The sequence below is a fragment of the Sphaerotilus sp. genome, from assembly GCF_034519685.1.
In the GTDB taxonomy this organism is placed as follows: Bacteria; Pseudomonadota; Gammaproteobacteria; order Burkholderiales; family Burkholderiaceae_C; genus Sphaerotilus.
Genome location: NZ_JAXHOF010000003.1, coordinates 357,614 through 382,091 on the forward strand (window position 1 = coordinate 357,614; position 24,478 = coordinate 382,091).

Sequence of the window (24,478 nt, forward strand, 5' to 3'; positions counted from 1 at the left end):
TCCTGGTCATGGCCTGAACAGTGTGTCGCCCACTTCACGGTGGCTCAGCCAGTGAGACGGCTGCCTCCATGTCCACCGCGACGATGCGCGACACACCCTGTTCCTGCATTGTCACGCCGATCAATTGCTCGGCCATCTCCATCGCGATTTTGTTGTGCGAAATGAAAAGAAACTGCGTGCCGGACGACATTTGACGGACCAGCCGGGCATATCGCTCGGTATTGGCGTCGTCCAGTGGCGCGTCCACCTCGTCCAGCAGGCAGAACGGCGCCGGGTTGAGCAGGAAGATCGCGAACACCAGCGCGATCGCCGTGAGCGCCTTCTCGCCGCCGGAGAGCAGGTGGATGGTCGAGTTCTTCTTGCCGGGCGGCTGCGCCATGACCTGCACGCCGGCGTCCAGGATCTCGTCGCCCGTCATCACCAGCCGCGCCTGACCGCCGCCGAACAGGCTCGGAAACATGCGCCCGAAACCGTCGTTGACCTGGTCGAAGGTGGTCTTCAGCAGGTCGCGGGTCTCCAGGTCGATCTTGTGGATCGCGGCTTCCAGCGTCTGCATCGCCTCGGTGAGGTCGGCGACCTGCGCATCGAGAAACTGCCTCCGCTCGCGGGCCGCGCCCAGCTCGTCCAGCGCCGCCAGGTTCACCGCGCCCAGCGCGTTGACCTCGCGCTGGATGCGGTCGATCTCGCCCTGCAGCCCGTGCAGGCGCACGCCGTCCTGCGCGATGCCGGCGGCCAGCGCTTCCAGGTCCACGGCGGCCGCCTGCAACTGCTCCAGAAACTGCGCGCCGCCGAGCTGCGCGGCCTGCGCTTCGAGCTGGAGCTTGGTGATCTCGTCGCGCAGCGGCTGCAGGCTGCGCTCGTGCGCGGCGCGCTGCTCGTCGGCGCGGCGCATCTGCAGCGTCAGGTCGTCCCAGGTCTGGCGGGCCGACGACAGCGCCTGCTCGCGCTCGACCCGCAGCGCCAGCGCCTCCTGCAAGCCGCCTTCGGCCGCGGCGTCGTCGAGCCCGGCAAGTTCGGCGGCGAGCTGCTCCAGCGCGCGTTCGTTGACGGTGAGCTGCTGCGCGGCGGTTTCCAGCCCGCGCTGCAGCTCGCCGCGCCGCGCCAGCAGCGAGCGGGCCGCGAACTGCGACTCCTGCGCCGTGCGCTCCAGCCCGCGCAACTGCTCGCGCGCGTCGGCCAGCCGCCGCTCGGCGCCGATCACCGCGTCTTCCAGCTCGGCGTGGCGCTCCTGCTCGGTGGCGAGCTGCAGGTCGAGTTCCTCGAAACGCGCCTCGCCCGTCATGCGGCGCTCTTCGAGTTCCTCGGTCTGGGCCTCGACCTCGGCCAGCTCGGCGTCCAGCTGGTCACGGCGGCGGGTCACCTGCTCGGCCTGCTGCGTCAGGCGCAGCACCTCGACCTGGAGCTGGTGCGCCCGCGTCTGGCTGTCGGCGGCGTCGCGGCGGGCGCCGGCCAGCCGCTGCGCCGCGTCGGTGTACGCCGCCTCGGCGCGGACCAGCGCGCTGCGGGCTTCGTCGGCCATCAGCGCCTGGGCGCGGACCTGGGTGTCGAGGTTCTCGATTTCCTGCGCACGCGCCAGCAGCCCCGCCTGCTCCGAATCCGGCGCGTGGAAGCTCACCGCGTACGCGCTCACCGCGTGCCCGGCCGGTGTCAGGATCAGCTCGCCGTGGGTCAGCCGGCTGCGCAGCGCCAGCGCTTCCTCGACGTTCGCCGCCGTGTAGACGCCTTCGAGCCAGTCGTTCAGCAGCGCCACCAGCCCCGGGTCGCCCACACGCAACAGGTCGGTCAGCCGCGGCAGCGTGCGGTGCGTGTTGGCGATGGCGGTGGTCGGCGGCGAATAGAAGGCGAGCTTGGCCGGCGGCGGATCAAGGTCGAAACCGCGCACCGTCTCGATCCGTCCGACTTCGAGCGCCTGCAGCCGCTCGCGCAGCGCCGACTCCAGCGCGGTTTCCCAGCCCGGCTCGATGTGCAGGCGCCGCCACAGCCCCTGCAGCCCGTCCAGCCCGTGCCGCGTCAGCCACGGCCGCAGCTTGCCTTCGGTCTGCACCTTGTCCTGCAGCGCCCGCAGCGCGTCAAGCCGCGCCGTCAGCGCCGACTGGCGGGCAGACTCGCCGTTGGCGGCGTTCTGCTGGCCTCGGCGCTGCTCGTCCAGCGCCGGCACGAGGTCGGAGAGTTCGTGCAGCCGCGCCTCGGCGAGTGCCTGCACCTCCTGCGCTCGTTCGAGCTGGGTGCGCAGGTCGGCGAGGCGGTGGTCGTCGGGCGTGCCGAGCTGGCGGCGCTCGGCGGCCAGGCGCTCGCGGCGGCCCTGCAGCTCGCGGCCGCGCTCGTCCAGGTGGCGCGACTGCGCGGCCAGCAACTGGATCTGCTGCTGCACCTCGCTGGCGCGGGTGCGCTGGGTGGCGGCGCGCTGGCTGACCTGGCGCAGCGTGTCCTCGGCGGCGGGCAGCGCCATCGAACGTTCTTCCACCTGCGCGGCGAGGATCTCGCCTTGCTCCTCGGCCTCGGCGAGCTGCTCGGCCAGCGTCTCCAGCTCGGCCTCGGCGTGTTCGCGGCGCAGCGTCCATTGCTGCGTCTGCGCGGCGATCTCGACTTGCCGCTGCAGACCGCGCTGGCGCGCATCGACAACATGGCGAATGCGCTCCTCCAGCCGGCTGACCTGCATCGACGCCTCGGCCAGCGCCCCTTGCGCGGCGTGCAGCGTGTCGCTGGCGTCGTAGTGCGACTGGCGCAGCGACTCCTGCTCGGCCTCGGTCTGGCGCAGCTCGGCGATGCGCAGCTCCAGCGCGTTCGTCGCCGCCAGCTCGGCCAGCCGCACCCGCTCGCGCTCGCTGGTGGCGTCGCGGTGCTTCAGGAACCAGAGCTGGTGCAGCTTGCGCGTGCCCGTCTCCTGCAGCGTGCGGTAGCGCAGCGCGACCTCGGCCTGCGCTTCGAGCTTCTCCAGGTTCGCGGTCAGCTCGCGCAGGATGTCGTCCACGCGGGTCAGGTTCTCACGCGTGTCCTTCAGGCGGTTCTCGGTCTCGCGGCGGCGTTCCTTGTATTTGGACACGCCGGCCGCTTCCTCCAGGAACAGCCGCAGCTCTTCGGGGCGCGACTCGATGATCTTGCTGATCGTGCCCTGGCCGATGATGGCGTAGGCACGCGGGCCCAGGCCGGTGCCGAGGAACACGTCCTGCACGTCGCGGCGGCGCACCGGCTGGTTGTTGATGTAGTAGGTGCTGGTGCCGTCGCGGGTCAGCACGCGCTTGACGGCGATCTCGGCGTACTGGTTCCACGAGCCACCCGCACGGCCTGCGTCATTGCTGAAGGCGAGTTCGACGCTGGAGCGGCTGGCGGGCTTGCGGTTGCCGGAGCCGTTGAAGATCACGTCCTGCATCGACTCGCCGCGCAGCTCGCTCGCCTTCGACTCGCCCAGCACCCAGCGCACGGCGTCCATGATGTTGGACTTGCCGCAGCCATTGGGGCCGACGACGCCGACGAGCTGCCCGGGCAACTGGAAATGCGTCGGATCGGCGAAGGACTTGAAGCCCGAGAGCTTGATCGAGTTCAGACGCATGGTGCTGGGGGGTTGGCGCGCCGCGCCTTTGTGCTAAGTCTTTGATTTATATTGAAATATTGACAGGTAGCCATGCCTGCGAGCGGCGGCGATGATAGCACCGACCCTGCGCCCGTCCGCCAACTTGGGCACACTGTCGGGCTACCCCCACCAAGCCCCCGATGCCTGACGCCCCTGCCCTGACCCCGCGCCGTGAACGCGCCATGCTGCTGACGCTCGCCGCCGTGCAGTTCATCCACATCGTGGACTTCATGCTGATGATGCCGCTCGGCCCGCAACTGACACAGTTGTTCGGCATCAGCGATGCGCAATTCGGGCTGCTGATTTCCGCCTACACGCTGGCCGGCGGTGCCTCCGGGCTGGCGGCCACGGCCTACATCGACCGCTTCGAGCGCCGTCGGCTGCTGCTGATCCTGTTCGCCGGGCTGGCGGTGGCGACACTGGCCTGCGGACTGGCGCCGACCTTCGGGACGCTGATGGCGGCGCGCGTCGCGGCCGGACTGTTCGGCGGCGTGCTGGGCGCGCTGGTGCAGACCATCGTGGCCGACACCATCCCGTTCGAACGGCGCGGTGCGGCGATGGGCATCGTGATGTCGGCGTTCTCGATGGCGACGGTCGCGGGCGTACCGGCGTCGCTGTGGCTGGCGAGCCTGCTGGGCTGGCACGCGCCGTTCGTGGCGATCGCGGGCGTGTCGGCGCTGGTCTGGGTGCTCGCGCTGCGCCAGGTGCCCACGCTGACCGCCCACCTCGGCCCGAAGCAGACCGCCGAGGGCACACTGCACCACCTGCGCGCCGTGCTGGCCGAGCGCAACCACTGGCGCGCCTTCGGGCTGTCGATGCTGATGATGGCGAGCAGCTTCGCGATGATTCCCTACATCACCATCTTCACCACCACCAACCTCGGCCTGACCGCGCAGCAGGTGCCGCTGATCTACCTCGTCGGCGGTGCGGCGACGCTGTTCACCGCGCGGCTGTGGGGCCGGCTGGCCGACCAGTGGGGCAAGGCGCCGACCTTCCGGCTGATCGCGCTGCTGGCCTTGGTGCCGATCCTGACGCTGCCGCAGCTGGCGGGGGTGTCGCTGGTCGGCGTGCTGGTGGTGACGACGCTGTTCTTCGTGCTGGTGTCGGGCCGGATGGTGCCGGGCATGGCGCTCATCACCTCCGCCGTCGAGCCACGCCGGCGCGGAGCGTTCATGAGCCTGAACAACTCGCTGCAGTCGGCGGCGATGGGGGTCGCGTCGCTGGTCGGCGGGCTGATGATCTCGCGCGATGCGCAGGGGCTGGTGCAGGGCTATGAGCGCACGGGGTGGCTGGCGCTGGGCTGCACGGTGGCGATGGTGTGGCTGGTGGGGCGGCTGCAAGTCGTCGCGGGCAACCGCACCGCCTGAAGCCCCCCCGACGGCCAGCCGGCTTGCGCTCAGCGGGTCTGCCGTGCCGTCGAGACCACCACGTTCGGGATGGGCACGCAGCCCAGCGCGCTGGAGACGAACCCCGTGATCGTCTGGCACGGTGCACTGGTCATCGCCGACACCACGTCGGTGCCAGCGGTCACATTGGCGAACACGGCATAACCGGCATTGGCGGTGGTCTTGTCGAGCGAGGCGCTGTTGTCCTTCAGGTTGATGAAGAACTCCGAGGTCGCGGAATTGGCCGCCGAAGTGCGCGCCATCGCCACGCTCCACTGCACATTGCTCAGCCCGTTGCCGGCTTCCAGCGTGATCGCGGCGTTGGTGGTCTTGTGCGTCGGCACGGTGCCGGCCACGACCGGCGACGGATAGCCGCCGCCCTGCACGACGAAGTTGGTCTGCACGCGGTGGAAGACCGTGTTGTCGTAGAAGCCGCTGCGCACATAAGCCAGGAAATTGTTCACTGTGATCGGCGCCAGATCGGGGCGCAGCGTGAACACGACATCGCCGTTGACCCCCGCGCCATTGCTGACCGCCATCGTCACCTGCGGCAGCGACACGGTGAAGTTCAGCGTGTGCAGCACGGCGCCGGTGTCGGTGCGGCGCAGCTCCATTGTCTGGTTGCCGACCGACTGCACATCGCAGAGGTAGTGCAGGGTCGTCGCGCTGCTGGCGTACTGGGTAGTGGCGGCCGGCTGGAGGGTCTTGCAGGCGGTCGAGACGGGGGTCAGGCCCTGGTCGAGCAGCTCGCCCTGGACGGTGATGTGCAGCGATTGGCCGTAGACCGGCGTCTCGGCGCTGGCCGAGGTCACGCGCATCGTGGTCGGGACCGGGGTGACATCACTGTCACTGCCACCGCCGCCACAGCCGGCGAGCCAGGCGGTGCTCAGCAGGGCCAGCGCGGCAGGCCGGGAAAGGAAGGGAGAGAAGGAATTGAAGGGAATGGGCATGATTTGTGGTGTTTATAGCGTCCCCAGGGAGGGCGAACCAGTGTATGCAGCCGCCACCCAAACGCCCCGAGCCCCCGGGGCAATCGACCCGAACCGAGAGAAAAGTCGCGATGTCGCGGGGCAGCGCCGGTACTTTCTGGACTGGCTGCGGATCGACATACTGGTCGAATCCGACGGGCCGGCAACAGCGGCGCGCTTCTTCGGGGTGCAGTTCTATCCGGAAGACCTGCTGAAATCGCCGCGCAATTCAATTCATGCCGCCAGCGCCATCGACTGCTGTGCCTGCCAGCCGACACAGGCCAGCCACACCGTCTTCGGAATAGGCCGGGCGCCCGACAGGTAGTAGCCGAGCATCCGGCGCGAGATGCCGATGGCGTCCGCTGCGGCCGATTGGGTCAGGCCCGTGGCGTGGAGCCAGTGCCACAGGCGCTCGTGGCCGATGCCGCCCGCCTGCTCGGTGGCGAGGTGGCGCAGGTTGTCGGCCGCCAGTTCCAGTTCGTCGTCGATCCAGATGACATAGCCGCCTCGGGCATCCAGGCGAGCCCGGGCGAAGAGGGTCGGGTCGGCGAGTGGCCGCAAGGCCGGGTGAGCGGCGATCACGGGGGTCAGGTCGAGGGGGAGCGTGGCGCCATCGGCGAATGTCAGGCGCAGGTGCTGTGGGTCGGTGAGGCGCAGGGCCGTGAGCGTGTGCTGGGGGTCGTGGATCATGACGGGTTGTACTCCTTGAAGGCGGCCAGGGCGTGGTCGCGGTGGGCAGCAATCCAGGCCAGCGCCTCGGGAATCTCGGCGATGCGTTCGGTGCGGCTGGTCACGGCCAGCGTCGCCAGATCGACCAGCGCGTCACGGCGATCCGCCAGCACGACATGCACATGTGGTGGCGGGTGATCGGGGACGTTGACTCGGATGGTCATGTTGGGCAAGCGGTGGAGGAGTGGCATCTTGGTGTGCTGATGTGCAATGGTTGCACAATCTCCATCGGATTGTCACCGAAAGCCCAAGAATGATGCACGTCCCCATGCCCGATAATCCCGCCCCATGAACCCGCTGCTCTCGCGCCTCCAGCCCTACCCCTTCGAGCGGCTGCGCGCCCTCGTCAAGGATGTCCGCCCGAACCCGGACTTCACGCCCGTCAGCCTCGGCATCGGCGAGCCCAAGCACCCGACGCCCGAGTTCCTGAAGCTCGCGTTGACTTCGTCGCTCGACGGGCTGGCGGCGTACCCGGCCACCGCCGGTCTGCCGGCGATGCGCCAGTCGTGCGCCAGCTGGGTGCAGCGGCGCTATGGCGTGGCGCTCGATCCGGCCACGCAGATCCTGCCGGTCAACGGCTCGCGCGAGGCGCTGTTCTCGCTGGCGCAGACCGTCATCGACCCGACCCGCCACGCCGACCAGGGCGGCCCGGTCGTCGTCTGCCCGAATCCGTTCTATCAAATCTATGAAGGCGCGGCCTACCTCAGCGGCGCCACGCCCGTCTTCGCCAACAGCGACCCGGCGCGCAACTTTGCCGCCGACTGGTCGCAGATCGACGACGCCACCTGGGCGCGCACGCAACTGCTGTTCGTCTGCTCACCCGGCAACCCGACCGGCGCGGTGGTGCCGCTCGAAGAGTGGGCCGAGCTGTTCGCGCTGTCGGACAAGCATGGCTTCGTGATCGCCTCGGACGAGTGCTACTCCGAGATCTACTTCCGCGACGACGCTCCGCTCGGCGCGCTCGAAGCTGCGCAGCAGCTCGGCCGCGACGACTTCCGGCGCCTGATCGTGCTGACCAGCCTGTCCAAGCGCTCGAACGTGCCGGGTCTGCGCTCGGGCTTCGTGGCCGGCGACGCGCAGATCCTCAAGTCCTTCCTGCTCTACCGCACCTACCACGGCAGCGCCATGAGCACGACCGTGCAGCAGGCCAGCATCACCGCTTGGGATGACGAAGCCCATGTGGTCGAGAACCGCGCGCTGTACCGCCAGAAGTTCGCGCAGGTCACGCCCGTGCTGGCCGAAGTGATGGACGTGGCGCTGCCCGACGCAAGCTTCTACCTGTGGGCCAAGGTGCCCGAGACCGTCTTCGGCGGCAGCGACACCGCGTTCACGCGCGAGCTGCTGGCTCAATACAATGTCGCGGTGCTGCCCGGCAGCTACCTGGCGCGCGAGGCGCACGGCGTGAACCCCGGCGCCGGCCGCGTGCGCATGGCGCTGGTGGCGGGGGTCGAGGAATGCCTCGAAGCCGCCCACCGCATCGCCGACTTCGTGCGCGCCAACAGCCACCGTGCCGCCTGAACCCCCTGCGCCCCACCGAATTTCAACCGAATTCCAACCGAATCCGAGAACCCTCCATGTCCGACCTCAGCCAACTCCAGAACGTCATCGAAGCCGCCTGGGAAGACCGCGCCAACCTGTCCATCGCTTCGGCACCGGCCGAAGTGCGTGACGCCGTCAACCACGTCATCGACGCCCTGGACACCGGCAAGCTGCGCGTGGCCGAGCGCCAGGGCGTGGGCCAGTGGCACGTCAACCAGTGGGCCAAAAAGGCCGTGCTGCTGAGTTTTCGCCTGAACGACAACGTGCCGATGGCCTCCGGCGACCTGAACTTCTTCGACAAGGTGCCGACCAAGTTCGCCGGCATGAGCGAAGCCCAGCTGCGCGCCACCGGCGTGCGCGTGGTGCCGCCGGCCGTCGCACGCCGCGGCAGCTTCATCGCCAAGGGCGCGATCCTGATGCCGTCCTACGTCAACATCGGCGCTTACGTCGATGAAGGCACGATGGTCGACACCTGGGCCGCTGTTGGCTCCTGCGCGCAGATCGGCAAGAACGTGCACCTCTCGGGCGGCGTCGGCATCGGCGGCGTGCTGGAGCCGATGCAGGCCAACCCGACCATCATCGAAGACAACTGCTTCATCGGCGCCCGCTCCGAAGTGGTCGAAGGCGTGATCGTCGAGGAGAACTCGGTGCTGTCGATGGGCGTCTACATCGGCCAGAGCACCAAGATCTATGACCGCGCCACCGGCGAAGTCACCTACGGCCGCATCCCGTCTGGCTCGGTCGTCGTCAGCGGCAACATGCCCAGCGCCGACGGCAAGTACAGCCTGTACTGCGCCGTCATCGTCAAGCGCGTCGATGCGCAGACCCGCGCCAAGACCAGCATCAACGATCTGCTGCGCGGCTGAACTGGAACCACGCGATGAGCAGCAAGAACATGGAGCGCATCCTGCGCCTGATGGCCGAAAAACGGGCGTCGGACGTCTTCCTGTCGGCGAACATGCCGGTGCTCATCAAGATCCACGGCCAGATCCTGCAGCTGACGCAGGAGCCGCTGGCCCCCAACCAGCCACGCGTGCTGCTGGGCGAGGTGATCACGGCCGCACAGATGGAGGAGCTGGAGGAGACTGGGGAGCTGAACCTCGGCATCCAGATCACGGGCGTGGGCACCTTCCGCCTGTCCGGGTTCAAGCAGCGGGACTCGGTCGCGGCCGTCTTCCGCTTCATGCCGACCGAGATTCCGGCGCTGGACTCGCTCAACCTGCCGGAGATGCTGAACACGCTGTGCCTGGCCAAGCGCGGGCTGGTGCTGATGGTCGGCGCCACCGGCACCGGCAAGAGCACGACGCTGGCCTCGATGCTCCAGAACCGCAACAAGCAGGTCGCGGGCCACATCCTGACCATCGAGGATCCGATCGAGTTCCTGTTCACCAACTACAAGTCGGTGGTGAACCAGCGCGAGGTCGGCCGCGATGTGCAGTCGCTGCAGATCGGCCTGAAGAATGCGATGCGGCAGGCGCCGGACTGCATCTTCATCGGCGAGATCCGCGACCGCGAGACGATGAGCGCGGCGCTGTCGTATGCGCTGTCCGGTCACCTCGTGCTGTCGACGATGCACGCCAACAACAGCCACCATGCGCTGAGCCGGATCCTGTCGTTCTACACGCCGGAGTCGCGGCCGGCGCTGCTGTCGGACCTGGCCGCCGGGCTGCGGGCCGTGGTCTCGCAGCGGCTGCTGCGTTCGACACAGGGCGGGCGGGTGCCGGCGGTCGAGATCCTGCTGAACACGCAGTTCGTCGCCGAGCTGATCGAACAAGGCAATTTCTCGGGCATCAAGGAAGCGATGGACCGCCTGATGGCCGAAGGCTCGCAGACCTTCGAGCAGGACATCGCCCGTCTCGTCACCGAAAACGTCGTCACCCGCGACGAGGGCATCAGCCACGCCGATTCGCCGACCAACCTGCTCTGGCGTCTGCAGAACGACCAGGTCAGCAGCAAGCGCCAGCAGGAAGAGGAGAAGGAGGCCGAGCCGGGACCGTCCTTCACCGAGATCACGCTGGATGTGGTGCCCGGACAGAACCCGCACGCCCGCGGCAGCTTCACGCCTGCGCCGACGCCGACCAGTCCGCCCTTGCCGGCGCCCCCGAGTTCGGCCTCCATCAAGCCGCTGCCCTTCCTGTCCAAGAAGCGCTGACCGGCGCCGGACCCTGAACACCGCCGCCGGACGCGGCCACCCGACATGCACCTGCCCACCCTCGCCCTGGTCGAGCAACTCATCGCTCGCCCCTCCCTCACCCCGGACGACGCCGGCTGCCAGGCGCTGATCGCCGACCGGCTGCGCCCGCTGGGCTTCGACTGTGTCGACCTGCCGTTCGGCCCGGACGATTTCCGGGTCAGCAACCTGTGGGCGATCCGCCGCGGCGCCGCCGAAGGCCCGACGCTGGTCCTCGCCGGCCACACCGACGTGGTGCCCACCGGCCCGCTCGACCAGTGGACCTCCGACCCCTTCGTGCCCACGCACCGCGACGGCTGCCTCTACGGCCGCGGCAGTGCCGACATGAAGACCTCGCTGGCCGCCATGGTCGTCGCGGTGGAAGAGTTCGTCGCCGCCCACCCGGACCACCGCGGCGCCATCGCCTTCTTGCTCACCAGCGACGAGGAAGGCCCGGCGCACAGCGGCACGGTCAAGGTCTGCGAATGGCTGGTCGAGCGTGGCGAGCGGCTGGACGCCTGCATCGTCGGCGAGCCGACCTCCGTGCGCAGCGTCGGCGACATGGTCAAGAACGGGCGGCGCGGCTCGATGTCGGGCCGGCTGACCGTGCGCGGCGTGCAGGGCCACATTGCCTACCCGCAGCTGGCGAAGAACCCGATCCACCTCGCCGCGCCCGCGCTGGCCGAGCTGTGCGCGATCGAGTGGGACCGCGGCAACGACCATTTCCCGCCGACGAGCTGGCAGATGTCCAACGTCCACGCCGGCACGGGCGCGACCAACGTCATCCCCGGCACGATGGTGGTGGACTTCAACTTCCGCTTCTCGACCGAATCGACGCCGGAAGGCCTGCAGGCGCAGGTCCACGCCGTGCTGGACCGCCACGGGCCGGACTACCGGATCGACTGGAGCCTGAGCGGTCGGCCATTCCTGACGCGCCCCGGCCCGCTGGTCGATGCGCTGGCGGGTGCGATCCGCGCGGTGACCGGGCTGGAGACGGAGCTGTCCACCACCGGCGGCACCTCGGATGGCCGCTTCATCGCCCAGATCTGCCCGCAGGTGGTCGAGTTCGGCCCGGTCAACGCCACGATCCACCAGATCGACGAACACTGCGCGCTGGCCGCCCTCGGTCCGCTCAAGGACATCTACCGCCGCACGCTGGAGGCGATGCTCGCATGACCCCGATTCCCACCAACCTCCCCCGGGCCATGACGGTGCTCGACGTGGTCAACGCCATGGCCGAGCGCCTGACGCAGGCCGGTGTCAGCTTCGGCCACGGCACCACCAACGCCTTCGACGAGGCGGTCTGGCTGACGCTGTGGAAGCTGGGACTGCCACTGGACGAGCTGGACGCGGTGGCCGCCTCGCCGGTGACGCCCGGGCGCCAGGCTGATGTGGAGGCGGTGGTCGCGCAGCGCATCGCCACCCGCAAGCCCGCCGCCTACCTGACCCGCGAGGCGTGGCTGCAGGGTGTGCCGTTCTATGTGGACGAGCGGGTGATCGTGCCGCGTTCGTTCATCGCCGAGCTGCTCGCGGACCCGGAGCTGGGCGAGGCGCTGGACGCCTGGCTGTCCGTCGACACCGACCGGGTGCTGGACCTCTGCACGGGCAATGGCAGCCTGGCGGTGCTGGCGGCGATGGCCTATCCGCAGGTGCAGGTCGATGGCGCCGACCTGTCCACCGACGCGCTGGAGGTTGCGCGCATCAATGTGCGCCGACACGGGCTGACCGAGCGCATCACGCTCATCGAGAGCGACGGGCTGGCGGCCTTGCACGGGCCGTACGACCTGATCCTGTGCAATCCGCCGTATGTGAACGCCGCGTCGATGCAGCAGCTTCCCGCCGAATACCGCGCCGAGCCGGAACTCGCGCTGGCCGGGGGGGCGGACGGCATGGACTTCGTGCGCCGGCTGCTGCAGGACGCGCCGGCGCGCATGCAGCCGCAGGGCGTGCTGGTGCTGGAGATCGGCAACGAGCGCGCCCACTTCGAGGCGGCGTTTCCGACGCTGGAGGTGGTCTGGCTGGAGACGAGCGCTGGCGAGGATCAGGTGCTGCTGGTCACGCGGGAGGCGTTGCTGGGGGCGCTGAGCTGAGCTGAACTGCGCTGTCTTGGGTTGCAGCCGGCTGGCGACGGCCGGACAGACTCGGCTGACGAATGGATCCCCTAGGCACTTCTTCCAGCAGGGTCCGCAGCAGGCCTGCTTTTAAGCCGCGCTGCTCAGTGACCGGTTGTAGTTTCTTCCGCCCGCACCCTGCGCACTGCATCAACAAGCCGCAAGCACCTCGCGGTGGACTTTTATTCGACTGAAAGACATGAAATGAATCGCTGTCGCAATTCATTCGGGATACGTGTCGCTTGACAGAAGGGGAAACCCTTGTAGTTCGAGTTAGGTATCTTCGCTGGGTGCAGCATTGAATTGCTCTGCCTCCATGCGCTTACGGCGATCGTCCAGCAGTTCTTCCTCGTATATCCAGTACTCTGAGCCACTTGCTGCGGTGGTCTGATATCCGAGGCTGTGCAGCACCATCAGCGCAGCTGCTGACAAGCTCATGGTCTGGCCTTGGATAAAGACCCTGCCGCCATCAACAACGGTGGCTGTAATGTTCTCGTCTCGCGAGAAGGCGAGGGTGGCGCCTGGATAGATTCCTAATGCATCGAGCTTAATCCGAGGTCTACGCGCCTTGGCCTTCTCCAAGGCGGCTTTGTCCTCCTGGTCCAAAGGCGCATAGCCTAGTGTTATTTCCTTGAAATCACCGATGCCAATCGCCAGTACAACTTTCTCCGGATCGACGCTGAAAAACTCTCTCTTTGGGTTTAGCCGAGCATCTGCAAACAGTTGGTGAAGGATCTTCTCTAATTTTACGCAGTCCTTCACCTCTGCAGCAAAGTAACACTCGAAGGGCAGTGGGACTCCGCTTGCTGCGCTCAGACTCGCCATACGTGCTTCCACAGTGTCACCGGTACGGCCGATCTTCACTAGGCCGGGCATTGCTTCGTTTGTAAGGAGGTAGATGGTATCGGGCATGAAGTGCCTCTAAGATGCCTAACGCCTTAGTTAACCGGCGCCGGAGCACGAAGTGCGTAGGATACCAACACAGGCCATGAAAATGCCGAAGGCATGGCCTGTGTTGGCGTCCGCGTTGAACGCCCAGTTAGGCTCTGAATTTTTAACTGACTTGTTGACCTTCACTGTTGATGCCTGTCCGCCGATAACTACTGAACGATTTGACTGCTGGTGCAATAATAATCATTTTGCCTTATCGAGCAAGGAGTGTTCCGCCAGTCCAAATATGACAGATATTAACCCAAGTAGTGAAATAATAGAAAACCACAGAGCTATCCATGCGGCCAGCACCAAGTAAATGGATGTGGGTGCGGCTTGTTGAATGATGCCAATTACTAAGGCGATTACAAGTGCGAGAAGCGGCAAGGCTAAGTCTACGTTTAACATCAATTCAGACCCAGTCAACCTGCTGCCCGCTGTCTTTTGCGCAGCAATCTTTTCATGAACATCTTTAACGAAGGCAGCGCTTAATGTAAATATTAGGGCATAGACGCCAATCCCAAATCCTAGTGTGCTAGGAACTATTGATGCCGCGAGGGCGCCTGGCTTGCAATAAGCAGTTTCAAATAAATTTAATACTTAAAATTTAAGCTCAAACTTCTTTCCTTTTCCAAATCCATCAATTATTTCAGTCACATCCTGCTCTAAAATTATCTTGTCCCGACGTTTAGCCTTCATCCATGCGTACTTCATTTTGTGCCAAAGCCGCTCGATTCGATTAAGTTCAGGACTATAGGCCGGAAGGCGATAAAAACTCACACCTTTCTCCGCGAGAGCGGCCATGACATTTATCATTAGCTTGCTCGTATGAATCGATGCATTATCCATAACAATAGTCAGTGGTTTTCCAACATGATGAACAAGATTTTCAATAAATGCAGAAAAAGCGGCTGAGTCAGTAGTCTTCCATAGTTTGTGCGCGTAAAGCTGGCCGGTCGATAGCATTGCCCCAATCACATTGAGTCTGCTTCCACGATCTGCCTGTATCAGGTGCCTCTCTCCTTTGGGACTCCATGCATATTGGTTTGGATGTACCGCATCGAACCCAGTCTCGTCTACATATGCCAGAACCAGCTCTTCGTCTTCTGCCTTCTTCCTCAACTCTGTAAGTTCTTGTTTTGCCTTGATAAATTTGACTTCATCCCGTTTTTTTTAATGACGCCCTTGTTCTCTTCCACACAAAACCAACTGATTTTAGTGCATTACTCAGTGTCGCCGGATGCACCGCATCTCCACCGCATTCAATATGAAAAGCCAATAATTGTTTGGCTGAACTTGGCTCCGCGCGAGCTTTGTTCACAATATTCTGCAACTGTGCTTCTGTGATCTTCGATGGCGCACCACTTCTTGGGCGGTCCACCAAGCTTTCGTAGCCGCGAGCAACCCAATCTCGTTTCGTCAGTCCAACAGTTCGGTCATGGATTCCGACCAGCAAGGCTGTTTCAGCAGTTGACTTGGTCTGATGCAGTGTCAAAAGTGTCCTCGCCCGTTCTCTTTTTCGCCAGTTCTCATCCCTGGCTTCGATTTTGCGAAGTTTTTCCAGATCTTCTGGGGCGAGAGAGAATTCACGGCTCTTGAGCATGATTCAAAATCATTGATGTGGTGTCGCAACTATACACGCAGCGATGAAAATTTAAAAACAATCAAATTTGATTGAGGCTGCTTAGCGGCAAAAGTTAAGGGGGCCTCGCGGGAATCAAAAGTGGCTTTCTTTACAACACCACTAACCGCGCCAGGTTGTTGAACAAAGTAGGTTATTTTGCTCTGCCCCAATGAAGATGCTGCCCTCAAAAGTTCTTTGATAAATTCAGGAACCTTTGACATTCTGCCTTTCGGGCCTGCAGAAGCGCGCACAGATATTTGATGTGTTTTGCTTTCCTAGGACTTACGCAAGTTGAACTCAGTTAGCACAGAGCTTGGACTTTTGTAGCCATCTCAAATGTACGCCATCGGCACTGACGGTCGAGCTATTTCCTGCCGCATGTAATTCGACATCATCGCCTTCTTGATGCTGTAGATATTCGTCCTCATGTCTCTGGCCAGCGCGGACAGATGGTTCCACGCCAAGATGACACAGGCAATGTGATTCCTCTGCGCCCTGGCAGATCGACACTGGCATTTCTCCATGCCCAGCACCTGCTTGACCTCCCGGTGATACTGCTCGATCTTCCACCTGATCGCGCAGATCTCTCGCGTGTCGTCCACCGAAGTCTGTTCCAGATCATTGGTCACCACCCATTCCGTGCGACCGTTTCCCGTCGCCACCCGAAACAGCTTGACCTTGAGGCTGCCTGGAAACTTGTTCACCTTGACGAGCTTGCCGTGCGCGGCGCCTTGGTCGCTCCACTGCAACTCACTGACGGCCTGATAGGGCGCCTGCGCCTGACTGTCATCGACCAGGCGATTGCTCTTGAGCGGGCAGTAGAAGATCTTGCCCGCACGATGGATGTGCACCATCAGCTCCTTGGTGGCGTACCAGGAGTCCATCAGCACCACGCGGAATGGCAGCTTCTTGCCCGTCATGGCCTCGTCGAACATCTCCTGGACGTGCTGGAGCTTGGTCTTGTGGTCCACCTGCGGGGCGAACACTCGCCAGTCGATGATCCAGTAGCGACCGCTGCGGGGGTTGACGTACAAGCAGTTGACCACACCGATGCCCTTGATCAGGCCATGGGCATTGCCGCTGTACTGCCGCCGCACCAGCTCGATCGCATGGGAGTGGTTCTTGTCCGAGACGCTGTCGTCGAACAGCAAGAAAGCGTTCGGATCAGGTTCGATGGATTTCTCCACCTGCTCCCAGACGATGGCAGGCGTTATGTTTTCGTCTTGCAGGTAACGGTTGATGGCGTCATGCGAGAAATGCGGGTGATGGTCGGCGAAGTAGGTTTGGGTATAGTTGGTCTGGGTGGAGATCAGAAACTGACAGTAGTCGCGTCTTGTCGGCTTCATCATGGCTCCTGTTGAGTTGAGGCAAGCCAATTGTAGGCATATTTAATGAATCCGAACAGCCAGTTGAAACAAGATATTTCAGTGCACATCGGGTGCCGGATCAATCCATGGATCAGAATATGGCACTCAAAACTCAGTTGAGTTTGAAAGTTTCTTTTGCGTAAGTCCTATTTCCTTAAGTTCTGCAAGTAATGCATCGGATGCGGGGCCATTGCGGAAACTTAAATTCAACGTTACGACCTTATACGAAAGCGCAGTTTGGAAAACTTCTTCGATAGCATTTGCTCTTGATACAAGATTGACCGTAAGTTCGTGATTGGGAAACGAGGCTTCCTGCACAGGTAAAAAAAAGCGAATGAGCGCATCGACGAAAAATTCTGACTTTGGAAGCGCCGCGCCATCTATTGCCAACAGATGGCGGTCCGTGTCGAATACATATGGGATTTTTATGATCCCACTTACTTCCTTGCCGCTTCGATGCGCACGATAAAGAGTCTTTCCAGTTCTTAATTCGGTTACCTCTGAAGCCTTGGCATATTTAACAAAATATCCATATACATAGCCGCTTGGAAATTTGAAGTCATAAGGGCCAATAAATTTATCTGGGGCAACTTTGTAATGGTAGCTCGTGTGTGTGCTCGCTCTTAAGTGGTTACTGTTTAGCGTTTTCAGCTTTGAGAACAGTTTTCTGTACCCTGATCGCCCTACTTCATTGATGCCATCTTCGTTTGGCAACAGTTGCACATTGAAAATCCTGAATTTCGCCATAATTTATTATTCCTTGATGCCTGTTTTGAAATTGATAGGCGACTGTTGCCGGTTTCCGGAAGCGCTGTCTTTTCCTAAAGTAGTACGTTGATCAATCTGCTAGTTCTACGTCAGTAATTTTCGACATGTGGCTCTGGTGCTGGTTTATGCGGCCTAACGTTGCCGGTTTCCGGAAGCGCTGTCTTTTCCTAAAGTAGTACGTTGATCAATCTGCTAGTTCTACGTCAGTAATTTTCGACATGTGGCTCTGGTGCTGGTTTATGCGGCCTAACGAATGAAAGGGCCATCCCCAAGCCCGCCGCCCCTGCGCCTGAGGTTTTCCCTCATGCACCGAGGCCGGCCCGGATCGACCATGGGGTTGCGTGATTCCAGTCCCGACCCGGTTGCACCAAGGAGATGACCATGAGCACCATTGTCTTTCTCGGCATCGATCTCGCCAAGAACGTGTTTGCCCTGCACGGTGTCGATACCACCGGCCGGGCGTGTCTGGTGCGCCCGAGCGTGCGACGCGACCAGTTGCTGGAGATGGTGGCCAAACTGCCGCCGTGCACGATTGGCATGGAAGCCTGCTCGGGTGCGCACCACTGGGCGCGGCAGTTCGCCAACTTCGGCCACACCATTCGGCTGATGGCCCCCAAATTCGTCGTCCCGTATCGCTTGAGCGGTCGCCGTGGCAAGAATGACGCCGCCGATGCTGCGGCCATCTGTGAAGCCGTGCAGCGGCCGTCCATGCGCTTCGTGCCGGTCAAGTCCGAGTTGTCGCAGTGCCGACTGGCCATTCACAACGTCCGCCAAGGCTGGGTAACCGCTCGCACCGCCACCATCAACCGCCTGCGCGGCCTGATGAGCGAGTTCGGCATCGTCTTGCCGCTCAAGGCTCAGACCGTACGCCGGCAAGCCGCCGAGCACGCCGACAGATTCCCTGGCTGGATGAAGACCGCCTGCATGGACCTGCTCGACGAATTGCGCCGACTCGATGAACGGGTGGCCGAGTACGACGAGCACATCCGCGCGATGGCCCAAGCCGACGACCGATCGAAGGCACTGATGCAAGTGCCCGGTATCGGTCCCACCACCGCCAGCGCGCTGCTGGCCAGCATCGGCCACGGTCACGACTTCGCCAATGGCCGCCAGCTCGCCGCCTGGCTCGGTCTGGTGCCGGGGCAATACAGCTCCGGCGGCAAGCAGCGGCTCGGCAGCATTACCCGGGCCGGCAACCCATACTTGCGCTCGCTGCTGATTCTGGGCGCCCGGGCCACGCTGGCTGCGGCGACGAAGAAGAAGGACCGGATCAGTCGCTGGGCAGTGGCGTTGTCCGAGCGGCGGGGTTACTGGAAGGCTGTCGTGGCCATCGCGGCCAAGAATGCCCGCATGGCCTGGGCGATGCTGGCCAAAGGTGAGGCATTCAAACCCGTGACGTGAGCCGATCCGGCCAGTCGAACCGATTTCGAATCTCTCATCCGACACCGTGAAGGAAGAATCTGCCACCGCGTGATGCCTGCGTTGATGGAACAAGGTCAGACCTGCGTGGGGAGTGCTCGGCTATATTTCGGAGGCAAGCTCGCAAGAGCAACCTCGGCTAACGAATGGAGCCCCCACGCGCGTCTTTCATCAGGGTCAGCGGCATAAGAAGCCGCAGTAAAGACCGGTTGTAGTTTTGCAGTCCGCACCTTGTTCTCCCTGTCGACAAGCTGGTTTCGTGTGCGTTGGCCAGATCGTTTTAACACTGCTCAGGCGGGTTTCAGAGGAATCCGCCCGGAGAGGTTTTGTTGACTTCGCGGGGATGCCCTTGTAGTAATTTAGACCTCACGGCCCTGCCGTCTAACTTGGCCTCTGACGCCTAACACGTCGCGGCGATGCCGTCCAAGTGGTTGTCGGTATTGAATTTTTTCTGCACTCTGCATGGTTTCACTCCCCTAAAAACAGACGCAAACCCTGCAATGCCGAGTTTCGCCGATGCGCCGTCTTGGTCACGGGCGTCAGCATACAGACTGGGGATTTTTCGTCTACGGGGAGTTCCGTGCGACGTGCAAATGCCCGCGGGCGCGGGCATGTTCGGGACAGTTTTCTGTGCGGAATATCACGGCCACGCACAGGAAGCGGCCGGCGGGCAAGCCGCCCGCCCGGTGGATCACTCGGTCGTGGTGACCGCCACCTCAGCACCCGCCTCGGGCACCACCGCCTCGTCGGCCTCGGCCACCGGCAGCGTCCAGCCATCGACCCGCTCGAACACCGCGATCGACTCCACATGCGCCGTGTGCGGGAACATGTTGACCACGCCCGCCGCCACGCAGCGATACCCAGCCTGATGCACCAGCAAGCCCGCGTCCCGCGCCAGCGTGGCGGGGCTGCAGCTCACGTAGACGATGCGCTGCGGCGGCGTGTAGCCGTCGATCGGCGTCTGGCGCACCTCGGCCAGCGCCTTCACCAGCGCAAACGCGCCCTCTCGCGGCGGATCGACCAGCCAGCGCGTCGCCGAGCCATACGCCGCCAGATCGGCCGCGCCCATCTCGAACAGGTTGCGCGCCTCGAACCCCGTCTTCGCGGACAGTCCGTTCAGCGCGGCGTTCTCGCGCGAGCGTTGCACCAGCGTCTCGCTGCCCTCGATGCCGAGCACCTCGCGCGCCTGCGTGGCGATCGGCAGCGTGAAGTTGCCCAGCCCGCAGAACCAGTCGATCACGCGCTCGTCCGCCTGCGCCTCCAGCAGCTTCAGCGCCCGCGCCACCAGCACGCGGTTGATGTGGTGGTTCACCTGCGTGAAGTCGGTCGGCTTGAACGGCATCGTCACGCCGAACTCCGGCAGCGTGTAGGCCAGCACCGGCCCGGCCTTGTCCGCCGCTTCCAGCAGGTGGACCGTGTCCGGCCCCTTCGGCTGCAGCCACCACTGCACGCCGTGCGCCGCGGCGAAGTCGCGCAGCTTCTGCACATCCCCCGCGCTCAGCGGCTCCAGGTGGCGCAGCACCAGCGCGTTCACCAGCCCCTCAGGCGATTCGCCCAGCGCCAGCTCGATCTGCGGCAACCGGTCACGCGCCTCCATCGACGCGATCAGCCCGCGCAGCGGCACCAGCATCGCGCTGATGTGCGGCGGCAGCACCGGGCAGGTCGTCATGTCGGCCACATAGCGCGACTTGCGCTCGTGGAAGCCGATCAGCACCTGGCCCTTCTTGACCACATGCCGCACCGACAGCCGCGCCCGGTAGCGGTAGCCCCAGGTCGGCCCCTCGATCGGGCGCATCACGCGCTCGGGGCGCACCTTGGCGAGGTGCCAGAGGTTGTCCTCCAGCGTGCGCTGCTTGACGGCGACCTGCGCGGACGGGTGGAAATGCTGCATCTTGCAGCCCCCGCAGGCGCCCGCATGCAGGCCGAAGTTCGGACACCCCGGCGTGACCCGCTGCGCACTCTCGCGGCGGATCTCGACCAGCGCGGCCTGTTCCCAGTTGTTTTTGCGGCGGCCGGTCTGGACCCGCACCTTCTCACCGGGCAGCGCGCCGTCGATGAAGACGACCTTGCCCTCGGCATTGCGGGCCACGCCCTGGGCGTCGAGGTCGAGCGCGTCGACCGTCAGCCATTCGTTGATATCGGTCATGAAGTCTCGGGAACGTCTCAGCGGGCCGGCAGCACCTTGGTCGGATCGATCGGCTTACCGCGGCGGCGCACCTCGAAATGCAGCTTCACGCGGTCGGTGTCGCTCGACCCCATCTCGGCGATCTTCTGGCCACGGCGCACGACCTGGTCCTCGCGCACCAGCAGCGACTGGTTGTGGGCGTAGGCGGTCAGCAGCGTCTCGTTGTGCTTGACGATGACCAGATTACCGTAGCCGCGCAGGCCGGAGCCGGCGTACACCACACGACCGTCCGCGGCGGCATAGACCGGATCGCCCAGCTTGCCGCCAATGGCCACACCCTTGCTGCGGGTGTCCTCGAACGAGCCGACCACCGCACCCTGTGCCGGCCACATCCAGTTGACGTTGTCGTCGCCTTCACGGGCGGGCACGGCCGCCGTGGCGGGAGCGGGGGCTGGCGTTGCCGCAGGCGCCGGAGTGGCGGGCGTGGTCGCGGAGGCCGCCGGGACGGCGGGCGTTGCAGGAGCGCCCGGAACGGGCACCGCAGGCGCCGCCACGACCGCAGGCGCAGGCTTGGCGTCGAGGGGACGGGGTTCGATCCGCGGCGTGACGACGGGGCGGGTGGCGACCTGGGTCGGATCCTGGCCCGGTGGCACCACGCGCAGCACCTGCCCGACCTCGATCAGGTCCGGGTTGTCCAGCTGGTTCCAGCGCTGGATGTCGCGCCAGTTCTGGCCCGACTCCAGCCCGACCCGGATCAGCGTATCGCCGGGCTTGACCGTGTAGTAACCGGGCTTTCCGGCGTTCTCGGCACCGGGCGGCACGCGCTCGGCTTCGCCAGCCGTGGTGGCCGGACGGCCCGCACCGCCGCGGTAGTCCACCGGCGCCGGCGGACGCAGATGGGACGCACAGCCGGTCAGCGTGATCGCCAGTGCGGCACTGATGAGTGCCCGAGAGCCGGGCACCTGGAATGGGAAAGTCTTCATGGAGTGATCGGGGAGAACCCGCAGCCTCAGGGTGTGTCGGACGGGGATGAGCGTCACCTCGGAATGGTCCGCAATCGCTGGTCATCGCCGGCGGTCGCTGGCCGTCGCTAGCCCGTGCTAGCCATCACCAATGCCGGATTCTAAAGGGACGAACCGTACCGCTTCATGGATGCGTTGCACGATGCTGCCATCGGAGAGCTTGTCGACCACCATCAGCACCTGGGTGCCCAGCGCAGGATCCTGCACCGGCGCGACCAGACGCCCGCCGCGGGCGAGCTGCTCCAGCCAGGCAGCGGGCAGATCACGGCCGCCCGCCGCGGCGATGATGCCGTCGTAGGGCGCGGCCGGGGCGTGGCCGAGGCGGCCGTCGCCATGGACCAGGGTGATGCCGGGCAGTTGCAGCACGCCGAGATGGCGCTGCGCACGCTCATGCAGCGCCAGCAGCCGCTCGATGGACACCGTCCGCTGCGCGACATGCGCCAGCACGGCCGCCTGGTAGCCACAGCCCGTGCCGATCTCCAGCACGCGCGACAGCGCTGGACCGCCCGGGCGCTGCCGCAGCAGCTCGATCATGCGTGCAACGATCGAAGGCTTGGAAATCGTCTGCCCGAGGCCGATGGGCAGGCTGGTGTCCTCGTAGGCCTGCGCAGAGAGCGCACTGTCGAGGAACAGATGCCGCGGCACCGCCTGCATGGCAGCCAGCACACGCTCGTCCTGACAGCCCGCCGCGCGCAGACGGACCACCATGTTCTGACGGAAGGCCAGCAGATCGCTCTGCCCGGCCGGAACGGAACGCGCCCGGCTGGCCTCGCGGTGGGCGTCGGACAAGGGCCGCTGCGGGCGCAGGGTCTGCGCGTCGGCGGTCGTCATGACGCGCCCGCCTTCGGTGGCGCTGGCCGGTCGCGGCATGCGTTCCAGGCTGAGCGGCCAGCGCCGGGAAGATCCCGGGCGGGGCTTACGCGTGGCCGAATCCGACATGCCGACCCGCGCCCCGCTCAGCCGCCGGAAGGGGACGCGGCCGCCGCGCCGGCCACCCAGCGTGTCCATTCGGGCGTGGCAGCGTGGTGGGTGAGGTCGATCTGCAGCGGCGTCACCGAGATGCAGCCATTGGCGGTGGCATGGAAGTCGGTGCCGACACCGGCTTCGCGGACATCGCCCTGGGCGCCGATCCAGTAGATCGGATCGCCTCGGGGGCTGAACTGGCGCACGACGGGCTCGCTGGCATGGCGCCGGCCAAGCCGCGTGACCTGGATCGGCAAGCTGGCGGCATCCGCCCGGCTCGGGATGTTGACATTCAGCAACCATGGCGCGGCCGCGGGGGGGCGCTGGATCACATCCGCAAGCAAACGCCGTGCGGCGGCCGTGGCGGCCTCCAGGTGCTGCCAGCCGTGCCCGACCAGCGAGAACGCAATGGCGGGCACGCCGAACAGGTAGCCCTCCGTGGCCGCGGCCACGGTGCCGGAGTAGAGCGTGTCGTCGCCGAGGTTGGCACCGTTGTTGATGCCCGAGACGATCAGGTCGGGCCGGGCGTCCAGCAGGCCGGTCAGCGCGACATGGACACAGTCCGAGGGCGTGCCATTGACCACCTGCACGCCATTGGACGCCTTCCACGCCGACAGCGGGCGGTGCAGCGACAAGGCATTGGACGTGCCACTGGCGTTCTGTTCAGGGGCGACGACGTCGACGTCGGCGAACTCACGGCACACCTGGGCCAGGGCCAGCAGCCCCGGTGCAAGGTACCCATCATCATTGGCTACGAGAATGCGCATGCGAAGGATTGTAGGCAGTGTGTCCCGCTGACGCGTGGTCGCCACCCACCTTCTTTCGCGTCGCCGACCCTGTACCCGAGGGACACCTTCGGCCCGCTCACCACGGATAATCGGGCTTCAAGATTCCGTGTCCCACGTCAAGGATTCCATTCATGTCCATCCGCGCGCTGATCGTTGAAGACAACGCTGTCGCCCGCAGTTTCCTGACCCGGGTGGTGCGGGAAAGCTTCAGCGACGAGATCCGCTTCAGCGAAGCCAGCGATCTGGAGTCCGCGCGCGCCTTGCTGGGCGTCAGCGCTGGCGAGATGGCACGCGCCGATGCGGATGGTTTCCGTCTCATCCTGTGCGACCTGGAGCAACCTGACAAGGCCGGACTCGAACTGCTGGCCCAGCTGGGCGACTATCCGGCCATCAAGATCGCCACCACACTGCATTCGGACGACGAGCACCTGTTCCCGGCGCTGCTCTGCGGCGCCAATGGCTATCTGCTCAAGGAGGACCGGTTCGAGGTGCTGGTGGAGGAACTGCAGCGCATCGTGCGCGGCCAGCCGCCACTCTCGCCCGCCATGGCGCGGCGCCTGCTGGGCCATTTCCGGCAGCACGACAGCCGGTTTGCACCACTGGACGCCGCAGACCCCGGCACGCTCGACAGTCTGAATGTCCGCGAGCATGAGGTGCTCAACTACCTCAGCAAGGGCTACACGATCAAGGAAATCGCCCGCCACATGGGCATCAAGTGGCAGGCCGTGAACGACCACATCCGCGTGGTGTACCGCAAGCTCGCCCTGGCGAGCACGCCGGAAGAAGGGCTGCAGGTCGGGCGGCAGGCCGATGCCTGAGTGAGTGACAGCAGGCCTGATTGACTTGCGTGGCCTGCACAATGAAAAAAGCCAGCTTGTTGCCAAGCTGGCCTTTTTGCTGCGTCAGGTGGGGTGGCTAATGGGACTCGAACCCACGACAACCAGAATCACAATCTGGGACTCTACCAACTGAGCTATAGCCACCGCAGAGAAAGAAATT

21 protein-coding genes and 1 tRNA gene are annotated in these 24,478 nt (G+C 64.6%); 8 read left to right on the top strand and 14 right to left on the bottom strand.

What is annotated here, in order from left to right; translation table 11 throughout:
• Positions 1 to 34: 34 nt before the first annotated feature.
• A complete protein-coding gene (gene smc, locus U5O44_RS05215) occupies positions 35 to 3,550 on the bottom strand; it encodes a chromosome segregation protein SMC (protein ID WP_322587407.1) in 3,516 nt (1,171 codons plus the stop codon).
• Positions 3,551 to 3,711: 161 nt separating this feature from the next.
• Here smc and U5O44_RS05220 point away from each other — a divergent pair, with 161 nt between their 5' ends.
• Entirely contained in the window at positions 3,712 to 4,938 is a 1,227-nt protein-coding gene (locus tag U5O44_RS05220) for an MFS transporter (protein WP_322587408.1), read from the top strand.
• Positions 4,939 to 4,967: 29 nt separating this feature from the next.
• Here U5O44_RS05220 and U5O44_RS05225 read toward each other — a convergent pair whose 3' ends face one another.
• From U5O44_RS05225 to U5O44_RS05235, 3 genes are all read right to left on the bottom strand, one after another.
• The gene (locus tag U5O44_RS05225; RefSeq protein ID WP_322587409.1) at positions 4,968 to 5,906 is read right to left on the bottom strand and encodes a peptidylprolyl isomerase; all 939 of its coding nucleotides are present in this window, start codon (positions 5,904 to 5,906) and stop codon (positions 4,968 to 4,970) included.
• Positions 5,907 to 6,158: 252 nt separating this feature from the next.
• Positions 6,159 to 6,614, bottom strand: a complete 456-nt coding sequence (locus U5O44_RS05230; protein WP_322587410.1) for a DUF2442 domain-containing protein — start codon at positions 6,612 to 6,614, stop codon at positions 6,159 to 6,161.
• A complete protein-coding gene (locus tag U5O44_RS05235; RefSeq protein WP_322587411.1) occupies positions 6,611 to 6,844 on the bottom strand; it encodes a DUF4160 domain-containing protein in 234 nt (77 codons plus the stop codon). The genes U5O44_RS05230 and U5O44_RS05235 overlap by 4 nt, the downstream gene beginning before the upstream one ends.
• A gap of 97 nt (positions 6,845 to 6,941) precedes the next feature.
• Here U5O44_RS05235 and dapC point away from each other — a divergent pair, with 97 nt between their 5' ends.
• Genes dapC through prmB form a run of 5 tightly spaced genes read left to right on the top strand, consistent with a single transcriptional unit; the run spans position 6,942 to position 12,452 of the window.
• Positions 6,942 to 8,171, top strand: coding sequence for a succinyldiaminopimelate transaminase (gene dapC, locus U5O44_RS05240; protein ID WP_322587412.1), 1,230 nt, complete (start codon positions 6,942 to 6,944; stop codon positions 8,169 to 8,171).
• 56 nt (positions 8,172 to 8,227) lie between these two features.
• Positions 8,228 to 9,058, top strand: a complete 831-nt coding sequence (dapD, locus tag U5O44_RS05245) for a 2,3,4,5-tetrahydropyridine-2,6-dicarboxylate N-succinyltransferase (protein WP_322587413.1) — start codon at positions 8,228 to 8,230, stop codon at positions 9,056 to 9,058.
• Between the two features lie 14 nt (positions 9,059 to 9,072).
• Complete coding sequence (locus U5O44_RS05250; RefSeq protein WP_322587414.1) at positions 9,073 to 10,344, top strand: PilT/PilU family type 4a pilus ATPase; 1,272 nt, start codon at positions 9,073 to 9,075, stop codon at positions 10,342 to 10,344.
• 45 nt (positions 10,345 to 10,389) lie between these two features.
• A complete protein-coding gene (gene dapE, locus U5O44_RS05255) occupies positions 10,390 to 11,538 on the top strand; it encodes a succinyl-diaminopimelate desuccinylase (protein ID WP_322587415.1) in 1,149 nt (382 codons plus the stop codon).
• 29 nt (positions 11,539 to 11,567) lie between these two features.
• Positions 11,568 to 12,452: a 50S ribosomal protein L3 N(5)-glutamine methyltransferase gene (gene prmB, locus U5O44_RS05260; protein ID WP_322588467.1), complete on the top strand. Its 885-nt coding sequence runs from the start codon at positions 11,568 to 11,570 to the stop codon at positions 12,450 to 12,452.
• A 294-nt stretch (positions 12,453 to 12,746) separates the two neighbouring features.
• Here the strand turns inward: prmB and U5O44_RS05265 are convergent, their stop codons facing one another.
• The 5 genes from U5O44_RS05265 to U5O44_RS05285 form a co-directional block, all read right to left on the bottom strand.
• On the bottom strand, positions 12,747 to 13,385 hold the full coding sequence (locus tag U5O44_RS05265) for a GIY-YIG nuclease family protein (RefSeq protein WP_322587416.1): 639 nt from the start codon (positions 13,383 to 13,385) through the stop codon (positions 12,747 to 12,749).
• A gap of 618 nt (positions 13,386 to 14,003) precedes the next feature.
• A complete protein-coding gene (locus tag U5O44_RS05270; RefSeq protein WP_322587417.1) occupies positions 14,004 to 14,525 on the bottom strand; it encodes an IS630 family transposase in 522 nt (173 codons plus the stop codon).
• 37 nt (positions 14,526 to 14,562) lie between these two features.
• Positions 14,563 to 15,006, bottom strand: a complete 444-nt coding sequence (locus U5O44_RS05275) for a helix-turn-helix domain-containing protein (RefSeq protein ID WP_322587418.1) — start codon at positions 15,004 to 15,006, stop codon at positions 14,563 to 14,565.
• A 353-nt stretch (positions 15,007 to 15,359) separates the two neighbouring features.
• Positions 15,360 to 16,373, bottom strand: coding sequence for an IS701 family transposase (locus U5O44_RS05280; RefSeq protein ID WP_322586630.1), 1,014 nt, complete (start codon positions 16,371 to 16,373; stop codon positions 15,360 to 15,362).
• Between the two features lie 126 nt (positions 16,374 to 16,499).
• Positions 16,500 to 17,141 carry a DUF4747 family protein gene (locus U5O44_RS05285; protein WP_473964706.1) on the bottom strand — a complete coding sequence of 214 codons (642 nt, stop codon included), beginning with the start codon at positions 17,139 to 17,141 and terminating at the stop codon, positions 16,500 to 16,502.
• 402 nt (positions 17,142 to 17,543) lie between these two features.
• On the opposite strand from U5O44_RS05285, the gene U5O44_RS05290 reads away from it, so the two are divergent.
• A complete protein-coding gene (locus U5O44_RS05290) occupies positions 17,544 to 18,563 on the top strand; it encodes an IS110 family RNA-guided transposase (RefSeq protein ID WP_322587420.1) in 1,020 nt (339 codons plus the stop codon).
• A 709-nt stretch (positions 18,564 to 19,272) separates the two neighbouring features.
• Here the strand turns inward: U5O44_RS05290 and rlmD are convergent.
• The 4 genes from rlmD to surE form a co-directional block, all read right to left on the bottom strand.
• On the bottom strand, positions 19,273 to 20,727 hold the full coding sequence (rlmD, locus tag U5O44_RS05295) for a 23S rRNA (uracil(1939)-C(5))-methyltransferase RlmD (protein WP_322587421.1): 1,455 nt from the start codon (positions 20,725 to 20,727) through the stop codon (positions 19,273 to 19,275).
• Positions 20,728 to 20,744: 17 nt separating this feature from the next.
• Positions 20,745 to 21,689 (bottom strand): peptidoglycan DD-metalloendopeptidase family protein, encoded by a 945-nt coding sequence (locus tag U5O44_RS05300; protein ID WP_322587422.1) that lies wholly within the window; start codon positions 21,687 to 21,689, stop codon positions 20,745 to 20,747.
• Positions 21,690 to 21,806: 117 nt separating this feature from the next.
• Positions 21,807 to 22,559 (bottom strand): protein-L-isoaspartate(D-aspartate) O-methyltransferase, encoded by a 753-nt coding sequence (locus U5O44_RS05305; protein ID WP_322587423.1) that lies wholly within the window; start codon positions 22,557 to 22,559, stop codon positions 21,807 to 21,809.
• 125 nt (positions 22,560 to 22,684) lie between these two features.
• A complete protein-coding gene (gene surE, locus U5O44_RS05310; protein ID WP_322587424.1) occupies positions 22,685 to 23,458 on the bottom strand; it encodes a 5'/3'-nucleotidase SurE in 774 nt (257 codons plus the stop codon).
• Between the two features lie 152 nt (positions 23,459 to 23,610).
• On the opposite strand from surE, the gene U5O44_RS05315 reads away from it, so the two are divergent.
• A complete protein-coding gene (locus U5O44_RS05315) occupies positions 23,611 to 24,297 on the top strand; it encodes a response regulator transcription factor (protein ID WP_322587425.1) in 687 nt (228 codons plus the stop codon).
• Between the two features lie 89 nt (positions 24,298 to 24,386).
• Here U5O44_RS05315 and U5O44_RS05320 read toward each other — a convergent pair.
• Positions 24,387 to 24,462 (bottom strand) — tRNA-His (locus tag U5O44_RS05320).
• Positions 24,463 to 24,478 lie beyond the last annotated feature (16 nt).